The sequence below is a fragment of the Streptomyces sp. NPDC001068 genome, from assembly GCF_042897315.1.
Taxonomy (GTDB): Bacteria; Actinomycetota; Actinomycetes; order Streptomycetales; family Streptomycetaceae; genus Streptomyces.
This window is the reverse complement of record NZ_JBIAYD010000004.1, coordinates 512,604-526,310: the sequence shown is the minus strand read 5'-3', so window position 1 is coordinate 526,310 and position 13,707 is coordinate 512,604. Positions and strand designations below refer to the sequence as shown.

Sequence of the window (13,707 nt, the reverse complement as noted above, 5' to 3'; positions counted from 1 at the left end):
CCGTTACGCTCGATGTGATCCACCCCTCCGTGAGCGAAGAGAGCACCGCCGTGACCCACCCCTTCCTCGACCTGCCCCCGCTGAGCGCCGCGCACTTCGCCGCCATCGAGGACCGCGTGGCCCGGTTGCTGGACACCCGGCAGGACGTCGTGATCACACAGGGCGAGGCGCTGCTCCCCCTGGAGGGCGCGATCAGGGCGGCCGCCGGGCCGGGGACGACCGCGCTGAACGTGATCACCGGCCCCTACGGGCAGACCTTCGGGAACTGGCTGCGGGACTGCGGCGCACGCGTGATCGACCTCGCGGTGCCGTTCCACACGGCGGTGACGGCCGCGCAGGTCCGGCAGGCCTTCGCCGAGCACCCGGAGATCGACTTCGTCTCCCTGGTGCACGCCGAGGCCGCGACCGGCAACACCAACCCGGTCGCGGAGATCGGCGAGGCGGTGCGCGAGCAGGGCGCCCTCTTCTACCTGGACGCGGTCGCCTCCGTCGGCGCCGAGCCGGTGCTGCCGGACGCCTGGGGCGTGGACCTGTGCGTGATCGGGGCGCAGAAGGCGATGGGCGGGCCGGCCGGCGTCTCGGCGGTGTCGGTGAGCGAGCGGGCGTGGGCCCGGATGGCGGCCAACCCGCAGGCTCCGCGCCGCTCGTACCTGTCGCTGCTGGACTGGAAGGAGCGCTGGGTCGACGGCGGCCGCACGGCACTGCTGCACGCGCCGGCCCAGTTGGAGATGCTCGCCCTGGAGGCGTGCCTGGAGCGGATCGAGGCGGACGGACCGGAGACGGTGATGCGCCGTCACCGCACGGCGGCGCTGGCCACCCGGGCCGGGGCGGTGGCCCTGGGCGGCGGCCTGGAGCCCTACGTGCGCGCGGAGTCGGACGCGGCGCCGGTCGCCACGACACTGCGGGTGCCGTCCGGGGTGGTGGCCTCCGAACTGGTCGCCCGGGCGCTGGCGGACGACCCCGCGCTGCCGCTGGCCGCCGGCGGGGGCGCGCTGGCCGCGGAGATGGTCCGGGTGAACCACTACGGGGCGGACGCGACCGCGGCGGCGGTCCACGCGAGTCTGGCGGCGCTCGGCGCGGGACTGGCGGGACACGGGCGGGCGGTGGACCTGGCGGCGGCACGGCGGGCGGTGGAGTCCGCCTGGCGCTGACGGACCGGGGCGGACTCGGGGCGGCATTCGCCGCACTTCGAAAGCGTCAATGGCGCCAGAATTCAAGGCAATTCCGAATTCCATTTTGGTCGATGGCTTACCCGAGTTCTTCTGCCCGCTTTTTGCGGAGCTAAACCGGCCGGATTTCATCCGGGTTTCAACCCTGTGACGCACTCCACATAACCGGGGCATTTGCCCGGTTTGTGGTGGGAAATATCGGGACATACAGGCACGGCAGGTAGCGCTGACAACAGCGCCTGCCGTGCATTTTTGCATTTGCCTCGCTAAATTCAGTCCGCATGACCGCCCCACATGCAGACCTGATCGTCGAGCGCCCGATGGTGACCGACGGCGCCGCCCTGTGGCGTATCGCAAAGGATTCCAGGACCCTCGATCTGAACTCCTCGTACAGCTATCTGCTGTGGTGCCGGGATTTCGCCGGCACCTCGGCGGTGGCGCGCGGCGCGGACGGCGAGCCCGTCGGATTCGTGACCGGGTACACCCGGCCGGACCGCCCGGACACGCTGCTGGTCTGGCAGGTGGCGGTGGACCCCGCACAGCGCGGGCGCGGTGTCGCCGCCCGACTGCTGGACGGGCTCACGGCACGGGTGGCCGCCGAGCAGCCGCTCACCGCCGTGGAGACCACCATCACGCCCGGGAACACCGCCTCCGAGCGGCTGTTCACCTCGTACGCCACCCGGCACGGCGCCACCGTCGAGCGCACCGTTCTGTTCGAGGCCGGGGAGTTCCCCGACGGTCCGCACGACCCCGAAGTCCTGTACCGCATCGGCCCCTTGACCCCCACATCGCACTGAGGAGCCTCCCTGTGACCATCACGCAGCCCGACCTGAGCGTCTTCGAGACCCTGGAGTCCGAGGTCCGCAGCTACTGCCGCAGCTGGCCCACCGTGTTCGACCGGGCCCGGGGCAGCCGCATGTACGACGAGGACGGCCACGAGTACCTGGACTTCTTCGCCGGCGCCGGATCACTCAACTACGGCCACAACAACCCGGTGCTGAAACGGGCGTTGCTCGACTACCTGGAACGCGACGGGGTCACCCACGGCCTCGACATGTCGACCACCGCCAAACGGTCGTTCCTGCAGACCTTCCAGGACCTGGTGCTGCGGCCGCGCGACCTGCCGTACAAGGTCATGTTCCCCGGCCCCACCGGCACCAACGCCGTGGAGTCCGCGCTGAAGCTGGCGCGGAAGGTGAAGGGGCGCGAGGCGATCGTGTCGTTCACCAACGCCTTCCACGGCATGTCCCTGGGTTCGCTGGCCGTCACCGGCAACGCGTTCAAGCGGGCCGGGGCGGGGATACCGCTGGTGCACGGGACGCCGATGCCCTTCGACAACTACTTCGAGGGGAAGATCCCGGACTTCCTCTGGTTCGAGCGGCTCCTGGAGGACCAGGGATCCGGGCTCAACAAGCCCGCCGCCGTGATCGTGGAGACCGTGCAGGGCGAGGGCGGCATCAACGTCGCCCGGCCCGAGTGGCTGCGCGCCCTCAAGGAGCTGTGCGAGCGGCAGGACATGCTGCTGATCGTCGACGACATCCAGATGGGCTGCGGCCGGACCGGTGCCTTCTTCTCCTTCGAGGAGTCCGGGATCGTCCCCGACATCGTGACGGTGTCCAAGTCCATCAGCGGCTACGGACTGCCCATGTCGCTGTGCCTGTTCCGGCCCGAGCTGGACGTGTGGGAGCCCGGCGAGCACAACGGCACCTTCCGCGGCAACAACCCCGCCTTCGTCACCGCGACCGCCGCGCTGGAGAGCTACTGGACCGACGGCCCGGCGATGGAGAAGCAGACCCGCGCCAAGGGCGAGCAGATCGAGCAGGGGCTCATCGCGATCGTCGAGGAGAACCTCGCCGACGTGCGGGAGTACCGCGGCCGGGGTCTGGTGTGGGGCATGGAGTTCCACGACAAGGCGCGGGCCGGGCGGATCGCCGTGCGCGCCTTCGAACTGGGCCTGCTGATCGAGACGTCGGGACCGGAGAGCGAGGTCGTCAAGCTGCTGCCCGCCCTGACCATCACTCCGGACGAGCTGGACGAGGGGCTGAGCATCCTCGCCCGGGCCGTCCGGGAAACCGTCTGACCAGGATCTAGCCAAGGAGGCTGTACACCACCGTGATCGTCCGTTCTTTCAAGGAGATCGAAGGCACCGACCGGCACGTCAAGTCCGCGTCCGGGACCTGGGAGAGCAAACGCATCGTCCTCGCCAAGGAGCGGGTCGGCTTCTCGGTCCACGAGACGATCCTCTACGCGGGTACGGAGACCGAGATGTGGTACGCCAACCACATCGAGGCCGTGGTCTGCGTCGAGGGCGAGGCCGAACTGACCGACCGTGAGACCGGGACGTCGTACACGATCACGCCCGGCACCATGTACCTCCTCGACGGGCACGAGCGGCACACGCTGCGCGTCAAGGAGGACTTCCGCTGCATCTGCGTGTTCAACCCGCCGGTCACCGGCCGGGAGGACCACGACGAGAACGGCGTCTATCCCCTGCTGACGGAGGAGGGCTGACCATGACCACGATCACCGACCTGTACCCGAGCCGTGGCCCGGCCGAGGTCTCCGTGCCCCGCAAGGACCCGGTCGTCTGGTCGGCGCCCGGGGCGGCCGGGCCGATCGCCACCGACCGGCTGGAGGCGTTCGAGCGGGACGGCTTCCTCGCCGACGAGAACCTGCTCGCGGACGACGAGGTCGCCGTCTACCGGCAGGAACTGGAGCGGCTGATCGCCGACCCTGCGATCCGGGCCGACGAACGTTCCATCGTCGAGGCGAAGTCCAAGGAGATCCGCTCGGTCTTCGAGGTGCACCGGATCAGCGAGGTCTTCGCCAACCTGGTGCGCGACCAGCGGGTGGTCGGCCGGGCCCGGCAGATACTCGGCTCGGACGTCTACGTCCACCAGTCGCGGATCAACGTCAAGCCCGGGTTCGGGGCCGGCGGGTTCTACTGGCACTCGGACTTCGAGACCTGGCACGCCGAGGACGGGCTGCCGAACATGCGCACGGTGTCGGTCTCGATCGCGCTGACCGAGAACCACGACACCAACGGCGGGCTCATGATCATGCCGGGCTCGCACCGGACGTTCCTGGGCTGCGCCGGCGCCACGCCCGAGGACAACTACAAGAAGTCGCTGCAGATGCAGGACGCGGGCACGCCCTCGGACGAGGCGCTGACCGCGATGGCCGGCGAGTACGGCATCAAGCTGTTCACGGGCCGGGCCGGTTCGGCGACCTGGTTCGACTGCAACTGCATGCACGGCTCCGGCGACAACATCACGCCGTTCCCGCGCAGCAACGTCTTCATCGTGTTCAACAGCGTGGAGAACACGGCGGTCGAGCCCTTCTCGGCCCCGGTCCGCCGTCCCGAGTTCATCGGGGCGCGGGACTTCACGCCGGTGCGGTGACGACGGTGCGGTGACGACGGTGCGTTGACACCCCCTGAGCCGACCGGGCCGGGACCTCCCGTGGGACGGGGTCCCGGCCCGGTCGTGTCCGCGTCCGTCAGCCGCCGAGCACGTCCAGCAGCCGGTCCACGTCCGCCGCGGTGTTGTACAGGTGGAAGGCGGCCCGCAGGTTGCCCGCCCGGTCGGAGACCTCGATGCCCGCGCGGCTCAACTCGGGCTGACGGCCCCCGAGTCCCGGCACCGAGACGATCGCCGAACCGGGCGCGGGCAGCGGCTCGTGGCCCAGGCCGGCGAGTCCCGCCCGGAACCGGTCGGCGAGGGCCACGTCGTGATCGTGCACGGCGGCCACCCCGAGCTCCTCCACCAGGTCGAGGGAGCGGCGCAGGCCCGCGAAGGTGAACAGGGCGTGGGTGAGGTCGAACCGCCGCGCGGAGTGGGCCAGTTCGGCGACCGGGCCGTAGCAGCTGTCCCAGGGCGCCTCGCCCGCCACCCATCCCGCGAGCAGCGGGGTCAGCCCGCCGAAGTCCTCGGGGACCACGAGGAAGGCGGTGCCGTGCGGGCCGAGCAGCCACTTGAAGGAGACCGCGGCCGAGAAGTCGTGGTCGTCGGCGTCCATCGGGAGCCAGCCGGCGGACTGGGAGAAGTCGACGTAGGTACGGGCCCCGTGCGCGCGGGCGGCCTCCCGCAGCGCCGGCAGGTCGGCGACGCGGCCGTCGGCCGACTGGGCGGAACTGACCGCGACCAGCGCGGTGCCGGGCCGGACCGACTCGGGGATCCGCTCCAGCGGCACGGCGCGCACCTTGAGGTCGCCGCGGATGTGGAACGGGTTCAGCACGGAGGTGAAGTCGTCCTCGGCGGTGAGGACTTCGGCGCCGGCGGGCAGCGAGGCGGCGATCACGCCGGAGTGCGCGGCGACGGACGCGCCCACCGCGACCCGCGTCGCCGGGACACCGGCGAGCCGGGCGTACGCGGCCCGGCTCGCCTCCACGTCCTCGTACAGCGAGGTCAGCGGCCGGCCCTCGGCCCGCAGCAGGGCCGCCTCGTGCAGGGCGGTCACCGTGCGGGTCGGCAGCAGGCCGTTGCTCGCGGTGTTCAGGTAGGTGCTCTTCGGGGTGAACTCGGCGCGGACGAGGCTCTCGAACGTCTCCGTGGTCTCCATGGCTCCACTCTGCGGCCCACGGAACCCCCCGTCCATTGCGGATTTTTCCGCAGTACCGCTAAGCACCACTTATACGATGCCCCTGACCTGCGACTTCTCAGTGCTGCGGGACCGCGCACCCGTCCGGCCCGCAGGCCTCGGCGCCGCCCTCGTCGATGAGCTTCAGCGGGGACCGCGCGCCCCAGGCCTGGCCGAGCGCCTGGGTGAACACCTCGGCGGGCTGGGCGCCGGAGACCCCGTACTTCCGGTCGAGGACGAAGAAGGGCACCCCGTTCGCGCCGAGCTCGGCCGCCTCGCGCTCGTCGGCGCGGACGTCGTCGGCGTAGCGGGCCGGGTCGGCGAGCACCCCGCGCACGGCCTCCGCGTCCAGCCCCGCCTCCACGGCCAGCTCGACGAGCCGCTCGGCGCCCTCGGTGAACAGGGACCGCTCCTCGGCGAAGTTCGCCCGGTACAGGATCTGGATCAGCTCGTCCTGGCGGCCCTGTTCCCCGGCGAAGTGCAGCAGCCGGTGCATGTCGAAGGTGTTGCCGTGGTCGCGGCCCCGGGTCCGGTAGTCGAGGCCCTCGGCGGCGGCCTGCGCGCCCAGGTTGTCCTCGCCGGCCTCGGCCTGCGCCTCGCTCATGCCGTACTTCTTGGAGAGCATGGCGAGCACCGGCTGGACGTCGTCCTTGGCGCGGCCCGGGTCCAGCTCGAAGGAACGGTGCACGACCTCGACCTCGTCACGGTGCGGGAAGGCGGCGAGCGCCTTCTCGAAACGCGCCTTTCCGACGTAGCACCAGGGGCAAGCGATATCGGACCAGATCTCCACGCGCATGGTGTCGGCTCTCCAGGTAGTAAAGGGACTTCAACTACCTGAACCTTCAACCAGCGTGCTTCATTCCCCGCTCACCGCGTACCGCAGGTACAGATGGTGGTCGCCGTCGGCCGGCGGGTGCTCCGGGTCCGGCACCCAGCCCTGGCGGGCGTAGAAGGCCTGGGCCCGCCGGTTGTCGACGTGCACGTCCAGTACGGCCGTCCGGCTGCCGTCGGCCCGCCACTGCTCCAGGCAGGCGGCGTGCAGGGCGGTACCGACACCGGTCCGCCAGTGGGCGGGGTCGACGTGGAACTGGAACAGTTTGACCGTCTGCGCGGACGCGCCCTCCGGCGGCCGGAAGGAGGCCACCGCGGTGATCTCGCCCGCCTCCACCACGCACAGCACCTGCCCGTCGGGGCGCTCGACGGCCGACCGCCAGGCCGCCGTCCAGTCGACACCGTCGTCCGGGAGCCCGTCCGGGTAGTACGTGGACCTGGCCCGGTGGTGCAGCGCGGCGATCTTCTCGGCCTCGGCGGACAGGGCGGTACGGATCACCCGCAGTCCCTTCAGACGGTCACTGATCATGCAGCACAGGACGCGGAGAAGCCCCACGCCGGTTCCGCGCCGCCCGGTTCGCCGGTGACCGGCCCGCTCAGCTGCCGTCGCGGAGGTCGGCCGGCCAGTCGGGCCTGAACTCGATGTGGTCGTAGGTCACCACGCACCCCTCCCCTATCGGCGACTGGGTCATGAAGCCGACCAGCGCGTCCGCCGTCTCCTTCTCGCCGCCCAGCGTGAACAGCCGGACGAAGACCCACTTCCTGCCGTCGCGGGAGGCGTGGAAGGCGAGCGCCCGCCCGGTCCTGCTGATCCGCAGCCAGACCGAACTCCCCTCCACCGCGAAGGCGTTGGAGTCGTCGGAGTGTCCCCGGGTCACCACCGTGCAGACGGTGGGGACGTCCGGGGAGTTCTCCAGGCAGAGCTTGGCCCAGGCCCGGTCCCCGACATGGACGTACAGCACACCCGCGTCGAAGGCGGCGCCGAAGCCGACGGTGACCCTTGCGATCAGCTGGAAGTCGCCCTCGGGCGCGCCGAGCAGCCGGGGCGCGTCCGAGGCGGGGTCCAGGGCCTCCCCGGTGGGCGAGACGAACCGGTCCTGCCGGGCCCCGGCCCACCCCGTGAGCACACCGTCCTCGTGGAACCAGTGCCCGTCGGGCCCGTAGGTACGGAGAGGGAAGGGCAGTTCGGGGAGTTCGAAGTCCATGGCCACAGTCTCGCAGGGGACTGTTCCCCCAGGGGCGCGGGACTGTGCCGATATGCGGCTCCGACGCGCGGGCGCGAGCGACCACGACGAACCGTCGCCCGGCAACGCACCCGCACCCGCGCCCCCGCGGCGCGCTACCGCTCCAGCACCCCGTCGTACCGCCGCGGAAGTCCCAGCGGGTTCTCGTCCCGCAGCTCCGCCGGCAGCATCGCCTCCGGCACCCCCTGGTACGCCACCGGCCGCAGCCACCGCTCGATGGCCGTACCGCCCACCGAGGTGGACGTGGACGTGGTGGCCGGGTAGGGCCCGCCGTGGTGCTGGGCCGGTGCCACGGCCACCCCGGTCGGCCAGCCGTTCACCAGCACCCGGCCGGCCAGCGGCGTGAGCTCCGCGAGGATCTCCGCCCCGAGCCCCTCCCCCGCGGCCTCCTCGGCGGAGACGTGCACCGTCGCCGTGAGGTTGCCCGGCAGCCGCGACAGCACCGCCGTCGCCTCGTCCCGGTCGGCGTAGCGGACCACGACGGTCACCGGTCCGAAGCACTCCTCCAGGAGCAGGTCGTAGGCCCCCTCCTCGGCCAGCCGGCTCGCGGGCACCGTGAGGAACCCCGCGCTGACGGTGTGCTCGCCGCCCGCGCCCGGGGTCACCGGGCTGTCCACGTCGGGGAGCCCGGCACGCTCGGCGACCCCGGCGACGAAGTTGTCCCGCATCCGGTGGTCGAGCAGCACACCGGCGTCGGTGTCGCTGACCGCGTCCGTGAGGGACTTGAGCAGCCCGTCGCCGGCGGCGTCGGACGGCACCAGGACCAGGCCCGGCTTGACGCAGAACTGGCCGACGCCCAGCGTCATCGACCCGGCGAGCCCGGTGCCGATCTCCCCGCCGCGCTCGGCGGCCGCGGCCTCGGTGACCAGGACGGGGTTGAGGGATCCCAGCTCGCCGTGGAAGGGGATCGGGACCGGTCGCGCGGCGGCGGCGTCGAAGAGCGCGCGGCCGCCCCGTACCGAACCGGTGAAGCCGGCCGCGGCGACCAGGGGGTGCCGGATCAGTTCGAGGCCGGCCTCGAAGCCGTGCACGAGACCGATCACGCCCGCGGGGATGCCGTGTTCGGCGGCGGCCCGGCGCAGCACCGACGCGACCAGCTCGGACAGGCCCGGGTGGTCGGGGTGGGCCTTGACGACGACCGGGTTGCCCGCAGCCAGCGCGCTCGCGGTGTCGCCGCCGGCGACCGAGAAGGCGAAGGGGAAGTTGGAGGCCGAGTACACGGCGACGACGCCCAGCGGGACCTTGTAGCGGCGCAGGTCGGGGACGGGCGGGGTGGCGGTGGCGTCGGGGTGGTTGATGATGACGTCGAGGAAGGCGCCCTCGTCGACGATGTCGGCGAAGGCCCGCAGCTGGTAGGTGGTGCGGGCGAGTTCGCCGGTGAGCCGGACCGGTCCGAGCGCGGTCTCGGCGTCGGCGGCCTCCACGAGGTGGTCCTTGGCCGCGTCGAGTCCGGCGGCGGCGGACCGCAGGAAGGCGGCGCGGACCGTGCGGTCGGCGAGACGACCGCGTACGGCGTGCGCCGCGCCGACGGTGGCGTCCACCTCCTCGGCTGTGGCTTCCACCGCAACCTGTTCACGCTGCTTCCCGGTACGCGGGTCGACACTCCAGACTGGTGCTGCTGCCACCGCGGGTCCCTCCAAGAGTTGCGTTCTGCCGCAGAGCCGGGTCACTCACCAGGGATGTTCGATATACTGAACGCTGTCTCTGATGATGAATATGCTGTTGGAGACTATAACCTCGGTTTCTCGTCCAACGAAGGGGTCAAGGGCGATGTCGGCAGGCGAGACAGGCGGCGGGGCACAGGTCAAGTCCGCGGTACGGACCGTGGAGTTGCTCGAGTACTTCGCCGGCCGGCCCGGTATGCACTCCCTCGCGGCGGTGCAGGAGGCCGTGGGCTATCCGAAGTCCAGCCTCTACATGCTGCTGCGCACCCTCGTGGAGCTCGGCTGGGTGGAGACGGACGCGACCGGCACCCGGTACGGCATCGGCGTCCGGGCCCTGCTGGTCGGCACCTCCTACATCGACGGCGACGAGGTGGTCGCGGCGGCCCGCCCGACCCTGGACCGGCTCTCCGACGACACCACGGAGACCATCCACCTGGCGCGCCTGGACGGCACGAACGTGGTCTACCTCGCCACCCGCCAGTCCCAGCACTACCTGCGCCCCTTCACCCGGGTCGGCCGCCGGCTCCCCGCGCACTCGACCTCCCTCGGCAAGGCGCTGCTCGCCACCCACACCGACGAGCAGGTCCGCAAACTGCTCCCGGAGACCCTCCCGGCGCTCACCGAGCACACCCTCACGGACCGCGAGAAGCTCATCGAGGAGCTCCAGCAGATCCGCGACCAGGGCTTCGCGATCGACCGCGAGGAGAACACGCTCGGGCTGCGCTGCTTCGGGGTGGCGATCCCCTACCGCACCCCGGCCCGCGACGCGATCAGCTGCTCGGTCCCGGTGGCCCGCCTCACCCCCGCCCACGAACAGATGATCAAGGACGCGCTGTTCGACGCCCGGGACCGCCTGACGCTGGCCACCCGCCGCCTCTAAGGGCTGTCCCGTAATCGCCGGTGGGTCGGCGCACGGCGTCGGATGCGGTGCATCGCAAGGCGGAGGGTCGCCCTCATACCGGGCGTATTCGGGCGACCCCGACAACGCCGCGAGGTGCCGTAGCCGTCGTCGTGCGCCCGCCGGGGAGTACGGGACAGCCCTTAGGGCCCGCGGCCGCATGAACGGGCGATGAGAATTCCGCCCGCGCGGGAACGGACCACCCGTCTTCGCTCGTCTGTCCGGACGGAATGAACAAGACGATCAGGCGGGCGTCCGTCTTCGTGCTGCTGCTCGTACTCGCTCTGCTGGGCAGGGCGACGTGGCTGCAGTTCTACGACGGCCAGGCCCTCGCGGAAGACACGAAAAACCGGCGGAACGCGATCCAGACGTACTCGCAGCCGCTCGGGAACATCGTCGTGGCCGGCAGTTCGATCACCGGCTCGGCACGGACGTCGGGCAGCGACCTCGCGTACAAGCGCACCTACACCGCCGGCAAGCTGTACGCGGCGGTGACGGGCTACGCCTCGCAGGCCTATGCCCCGACCCAGTTGGAGGGTATCTACCAGGATCTGCTCAACGGCACCGACACCCGGCTCAAGTCGGTGATGGACACCGTCACCGGGGAGCGCGCCGCCCCGGGCAACGTGATCACGACGATCGACCCGGACGTCCAGAAGGCGGCCTACCGGACGCTCGGCGACAAGAAGGGCGGGGCGGTCGCGATCGACCCGAAGACCGGCAGGATCCTGGCGGTCGTCTCCACCCCGTCGTACAACCCGGACTCGCTGACCGACGCGAACACGGCGGGCACGGCCTGGAAGTCGCTGCTCGGCGACGCGGACAAGCCGCTCACCAACCGGGCGCTGCGCCAGCCGCTGCCGCCGGGTTCCACCTTCAAGCTGGTGGTCGCGGCGGCCGCGCTGGAGGACGGGCTCTACGGGAACGTGGACGTGAAGACGGACAGCCCCATCCCGTACACCCTGCCCGGCACCACCACCCCGCTGCGCAACGAGAGCAAGTCGGCACCCTGCGAGAACGCCCCGATCCGGGTGGCGCTCCAGTACTCCTGCAACAACGTCTTCGGCAAGATGGCCGTCGACCTGGGCCAGGACAAGGTGCGGGCGATGGCCGAGAAGTTCGGCTTCGACGACGAGCAGCAGGACGTGCCGGTACGGGCCTATGCCAGCGTCTACCCGAAGGACATGGACAAGGCCCAGACCGCGCTCTCCGGCATCGGCCAGTTCGACGTCACGGCGACCCCGCTCCAGATGGCCATGGTGTCGGCCGCCATTGCCAACGGCGGCAAGCTGGTCTCGCCGCACATGGTGTCCCAGGTCACCGACAGCGGCGGCGACGTGCTCCAGAACTACGACGACGACACGGACAGCAAGGAGATCGTCAGCTCCTCGACGGCCGAGCAGCTCCAGTCCGCGATGCAGACGGTCATCGAGCAGGGCACGGGCACGAACGCGCGCATCGACGGCGTGACCGTGGGCGGCAAGACGGGCACGGCCCAGCACGGCGAGAACAACAGCAAGACGCCCTACGCCTGGTTCACCTCGTACGGCAAGTCCGACAGCACCGGCAAGGAGGTCGCCGTGGCGGTGATGGTCGAGCAGTCGGACGCCGCCCGGTCGGAGGTCAGCGGAAACGGCCTGGCGGCGCCGGTGGCGAAGGCGATGATGCAGGCGGCGCTCAAGTAGACGCCCCCGAAGGGGCGCGGGGGACCGCGCCGGACGCCGCGGACCGCCCGCGGCCGAAAGCGCGGCGCCCGCGCCCCCTCGGCTACTTCACGCCCAGCACCTGCTCCACCGGATCGATCGCGAAGTACACCAGGAACAGCGCCGACACCACCCACAGCAGCCAGTTGACCTCCTTGGCCCTGCCCAGCACCGTCTTGATCACCACGTACGCCAGGAACCCCGCCCCGATGCCGTCGGTGATCGAGTAGGTGAACGGCATCGCGGCGATCGTCAGGAACGCCGGTATGGCGATCTCGTACCTGTCCCAGTCGATGTGCTTGACGTGGGTCATCATCAGGAAGCCGACGGCGATCAGGGCCGGTGCCGCCGCCTGGAGCGGCACGATCGTCAGCAAAGGGGTCAGGAAGAGCGCGAGTCCGAACAGGCCGCCGGTGATCAGGTTGGCGAAGCCGGTGCGCGCCCCCTCGCCCACTCCGGCCGCCGACTCGATGTACGCGGTGTTGGAGGAGGCCGAGCCGACGCCGCCGGCCACCGCGGCCGCGCCGTCGATGAACAGCACCCGTCCGATGCCGGGCACCTGCCCCTTGTCGTCCAGCAGTCCGGCCTCCGCGCTGATGCCCACGATCGTGCCCATGGCGTCGAAGAAGTCGGACAGGATCAGCGTGAAGACCAGCAGCACGGCGGTGAGCACACCGGCCTCGGCGAAGCCCCCGAACAGGCTGAAGTGGCCGATCAGCCCGAAGTCCGGCGTGTCGACGATCTTGTCGGGGACCTTCGGGGTGGTCAGGCCCCAGCTCTTGATGTCGGCGACCGAGTCGATGACGACCGCCACGACGGTCATGGTGACGATGCTGATCAGTATCGCGCCCCTGACCTTCCGCGCCACCAGCGCGATGGTCAGGAGCACGCCAAGGCAGAAGACCAGTACGGGCCAGCCGGTGAGCCGGCCGACGGCGCCAAGCTGCACCGGCACGGTGGTGTTCGCGGCGTCCGGTATCCGGCTGACGAACCCGGCGTCGACGAAGCCGATGAAGGCGATGAACAGACCGATGCCGACCCCGATCGCCTGTTTCATCGGCTGCGGGATCGCGTTCATGATCGCTTCCCGCAGGCCCGTCACCACCAGCACGCAGATCAGGATGCCTTCGAGGACCACCAGCCCCATCGCGTCGGACCAGCTCATCAGCGGCGCCAGCTGGAAGGCCACGACGGCGTTGAGGCCGAGCCCGGCCGCGATGGCCAGCGGCAGGTTGCCGCCGACGCCCATGATCACCGTCATCACACAGGCCACCAGCGCGGTGGCGGTGACCAGTTGGCCGGTGTCGAGAGTGTGCCCGAACTTGTCCTTGGCGCTGCCGAGGATGATGGGGTTCAGGACGAGGATGTAGGCCATGGTGAAGAACGTGGCGAAGCCGCCGCGTATCTCCCGGCCGAAGGTGGACCCCCGTTCGGAGATCTTGAAGAACCGGTCGACGGCGTTCTGGGCAGGTGGCGCGGCGCCCTGCCGCTCGTCCAGGGTCTGCGCTTCGGACATGGTCGTACTCCTCGTCGCCTGAGTGATCGGCTGCGGATGCTGGCTGGATTGTTCCCGCGCCGGACCGGTTTCAGGTTTTCTCCGTGTTACGGAATCAGACGAGC

At 70.7% G+C, this 13,707-nt stretch carries 13 protein-coding genes; 7 read left to right on the top strand and 6 right to left on the bottom strand.

All coding sequences use genetic code 11. The features are described from left to right. The first annotated feature begins 50 nt into the window (after positions 1-50). From ACFY3I_RS14660 to thpD, 5 genes are all read left to right on the top strand, one after another. Positions 51-1,151, top strand: a complete 1,101-nt coding sequence (locus ACFY3I_RS14660; RefSeq protein ID WP_390860905.1) for a pyridoxal-phosphate-dependent aminotransferase family protein — start codon at positions 51-53, stop codon at positions 1,149-1,151. 299 nt (positions 1,152-1,450) lie between these two features. Beyond that, on the top strand, positions 1,451-1,966 hold the full coding sequence (gene ectA, locus ACFY3I_RS14655) for a diaminobutyrate acetyltransferase (RefSeq protein WP_390860824.1): 516 nt from the start codon (positions 1,451-1,453) through the stop codon (positions 1,964-1,966). Positions 1,967-1,977: 11 nt separating this feature from the next. Next, positions 1,978-3,249: a diaminobutyrate--2-oxoglutarate transaminase gene (ectB, locus tag ACFY3I_RS14650; protein WP_390860823.1), complete on the top strand. Its 1,272-nt coding sequence runs from the start codon at positions 1,978-1,980 to the stop codon at positions 3,247-3,249. Between the two features lie 32 nt (positions 3,250-3,281). Next, positions 3,282-3,680: an ectoine synthase gene (locus tag ACFY3I_RS14645; protein ID WP_365283514.1), complete on the top strand. Its 399-nt coding sequence runs from the start codon at positions 3,282-3,284 to the stop codon at positions 3,678-3,680. A gap of 2 nt (positions 3,681-3,682) precedes the next feature. After that, positions 3,683-4,570 carry an ectoine hydroxylase gene (gene thpD / locus ACFY3I_RS14640; RefSeq protein ID WP_390860822.1) on the top strand — a complete coding sequence of 296 codons (888 nt, stop codon included), beginning with the start codon at positions 3,683-3,685 and terminating at the stop codon, positions 4,568-4,570. A 97-nt stretch (positions 4,571-4,667) separates the two neighbouring features. Here the strand turns inward: thpD and ACFY3I_RS14635 are convergent, their stop codons facing one another. The 5 genes from ACFY3I_RS14635 to ACFY3I_RS14615 all read right to left on the bottom strand — a co-directional run bounded on the left by ACFY3I_RS14635 (position 4,668) and on the right by ACFY3I_RS14615 (position 9,447). After that, the gene (locus ACFY3I_RS14635) at positions 4,668-5,729 is read right to left on the bottom strand and encodes an aminotransferase class V-fold PLP-dependent enzyme (protein WP_390860821.1); all 1,062 of its coding nucleotides are present in this window, start codon (positions 5,727-5,729) and stop codon (positions 4,668-4,670) included. A gap of 97 nt (positions 5,730-5,826) precedes the next feature. Continuing rightward, positions 5,827-6,543 carry a DsbA family oxidoreductase gene (locus ACFY3I_RS14630; RefSeq protein ID WP_390860820.1) on the bottom strand — a complete coding sequence of 239 codons (717 nt, stop codon included), beginning with the start codon at positions 6,541-6,543 and terminating at the stop codon, positions 5,827-5,829. Positions 6,544-6,603: 60 nt separating this feature from the next. Then, positions 6,604-7,107 carry a GNAT family N-acetyltransferase gene (locus tag ACFY3I_RS14625; RefSeq protein ID WP_390860819.1) on the bottom strand — a complete coding sequence of 168 codons (504 nt, stop codon included), beginning with the start codon at positions 7,105-7,107 and terminating at the stop codon, positions 6,604-6,606. Between the two features lie 67 nt (positions 7,108-7,174). After that, the gene (locus ACFY3I_RS14620) at positions 7,175-7,783 is read right to left on the bottom strand and encodes a DUF1349 domain-containing protein (protein WP_390860818.1); all 609 of its coding nucleotides are present in this window, start codon (positions 7,781-7,783) and stop codon (positions 7,175-7,177) included. A 134-nt stretch (positions 7,784-7,917) separates the two neighbouring features. Next, positions 7,918-9,447: an aldehyde dehydrogenase (NADP(+)) gene (locus tag ACFY3I_RS14615; protein WP_365283502.1), complete on the bottom strand. Its 1,530-nt coding sequence runs from the start codon at positions 9,445-9,447 to the stop codon at positions 7,918-7,920. A gap of 145 nt (positions 9,448-9,592) precedes the next feature. On the opposite strand from ACFY3I_RS14615, the gene ACFY3I_RS14610 reads away from it, so the two are divergent. Both ACFY3I_RS14610 and ACFY3I_RS14605 read left to right on the top strand, forming a co-directional pair. Continuing rightward, positions 9,593-10,366 carry an IclR family transcriptional regulator gene (locus tag ACFY3I_RS14610; protein ID WP_365283500.1) on the top strand — a complete coding sequence of 258 codons (774 nt, stop codon included), beginning with the start codon at positions 9,593-9,595 and terminating at the stop codon, positions 10,364-10,366. A gap of 248 nt (positions 10,367-10,614) precedes the next feature. Further along, positions 10,615-12,069: a peptidoglycan D,D-transpeptidase FtsI family protein gene (locus ACFY3I_RS14605; protein ID WP_390860817.1), complete on the top strand. Its 1,455-nt coding sequence runs from the start codon at positions 10,615-10,617 to the stop codon at positions 12,067-12,069. A gap of 82 nt (positions 12,070-12,151) precedes the next feature. On the opposite strand, the gene ACFY3I_RS14600 is transcribed toward ACFY3I_RS14605, so the two are convergent. Next, positions 12,152-13,603, bottom strand: coding sequence for an NCS2 family permease (locus ACFY3I_RS14600; RefSeq protein WP_390860816.1), 1,452 nt, complete (start codon positions 13,601-13,603; stop codon positions 12,152-12,154). Positions 13,604-13,707 lie beyond the last annotated feature (104 nt).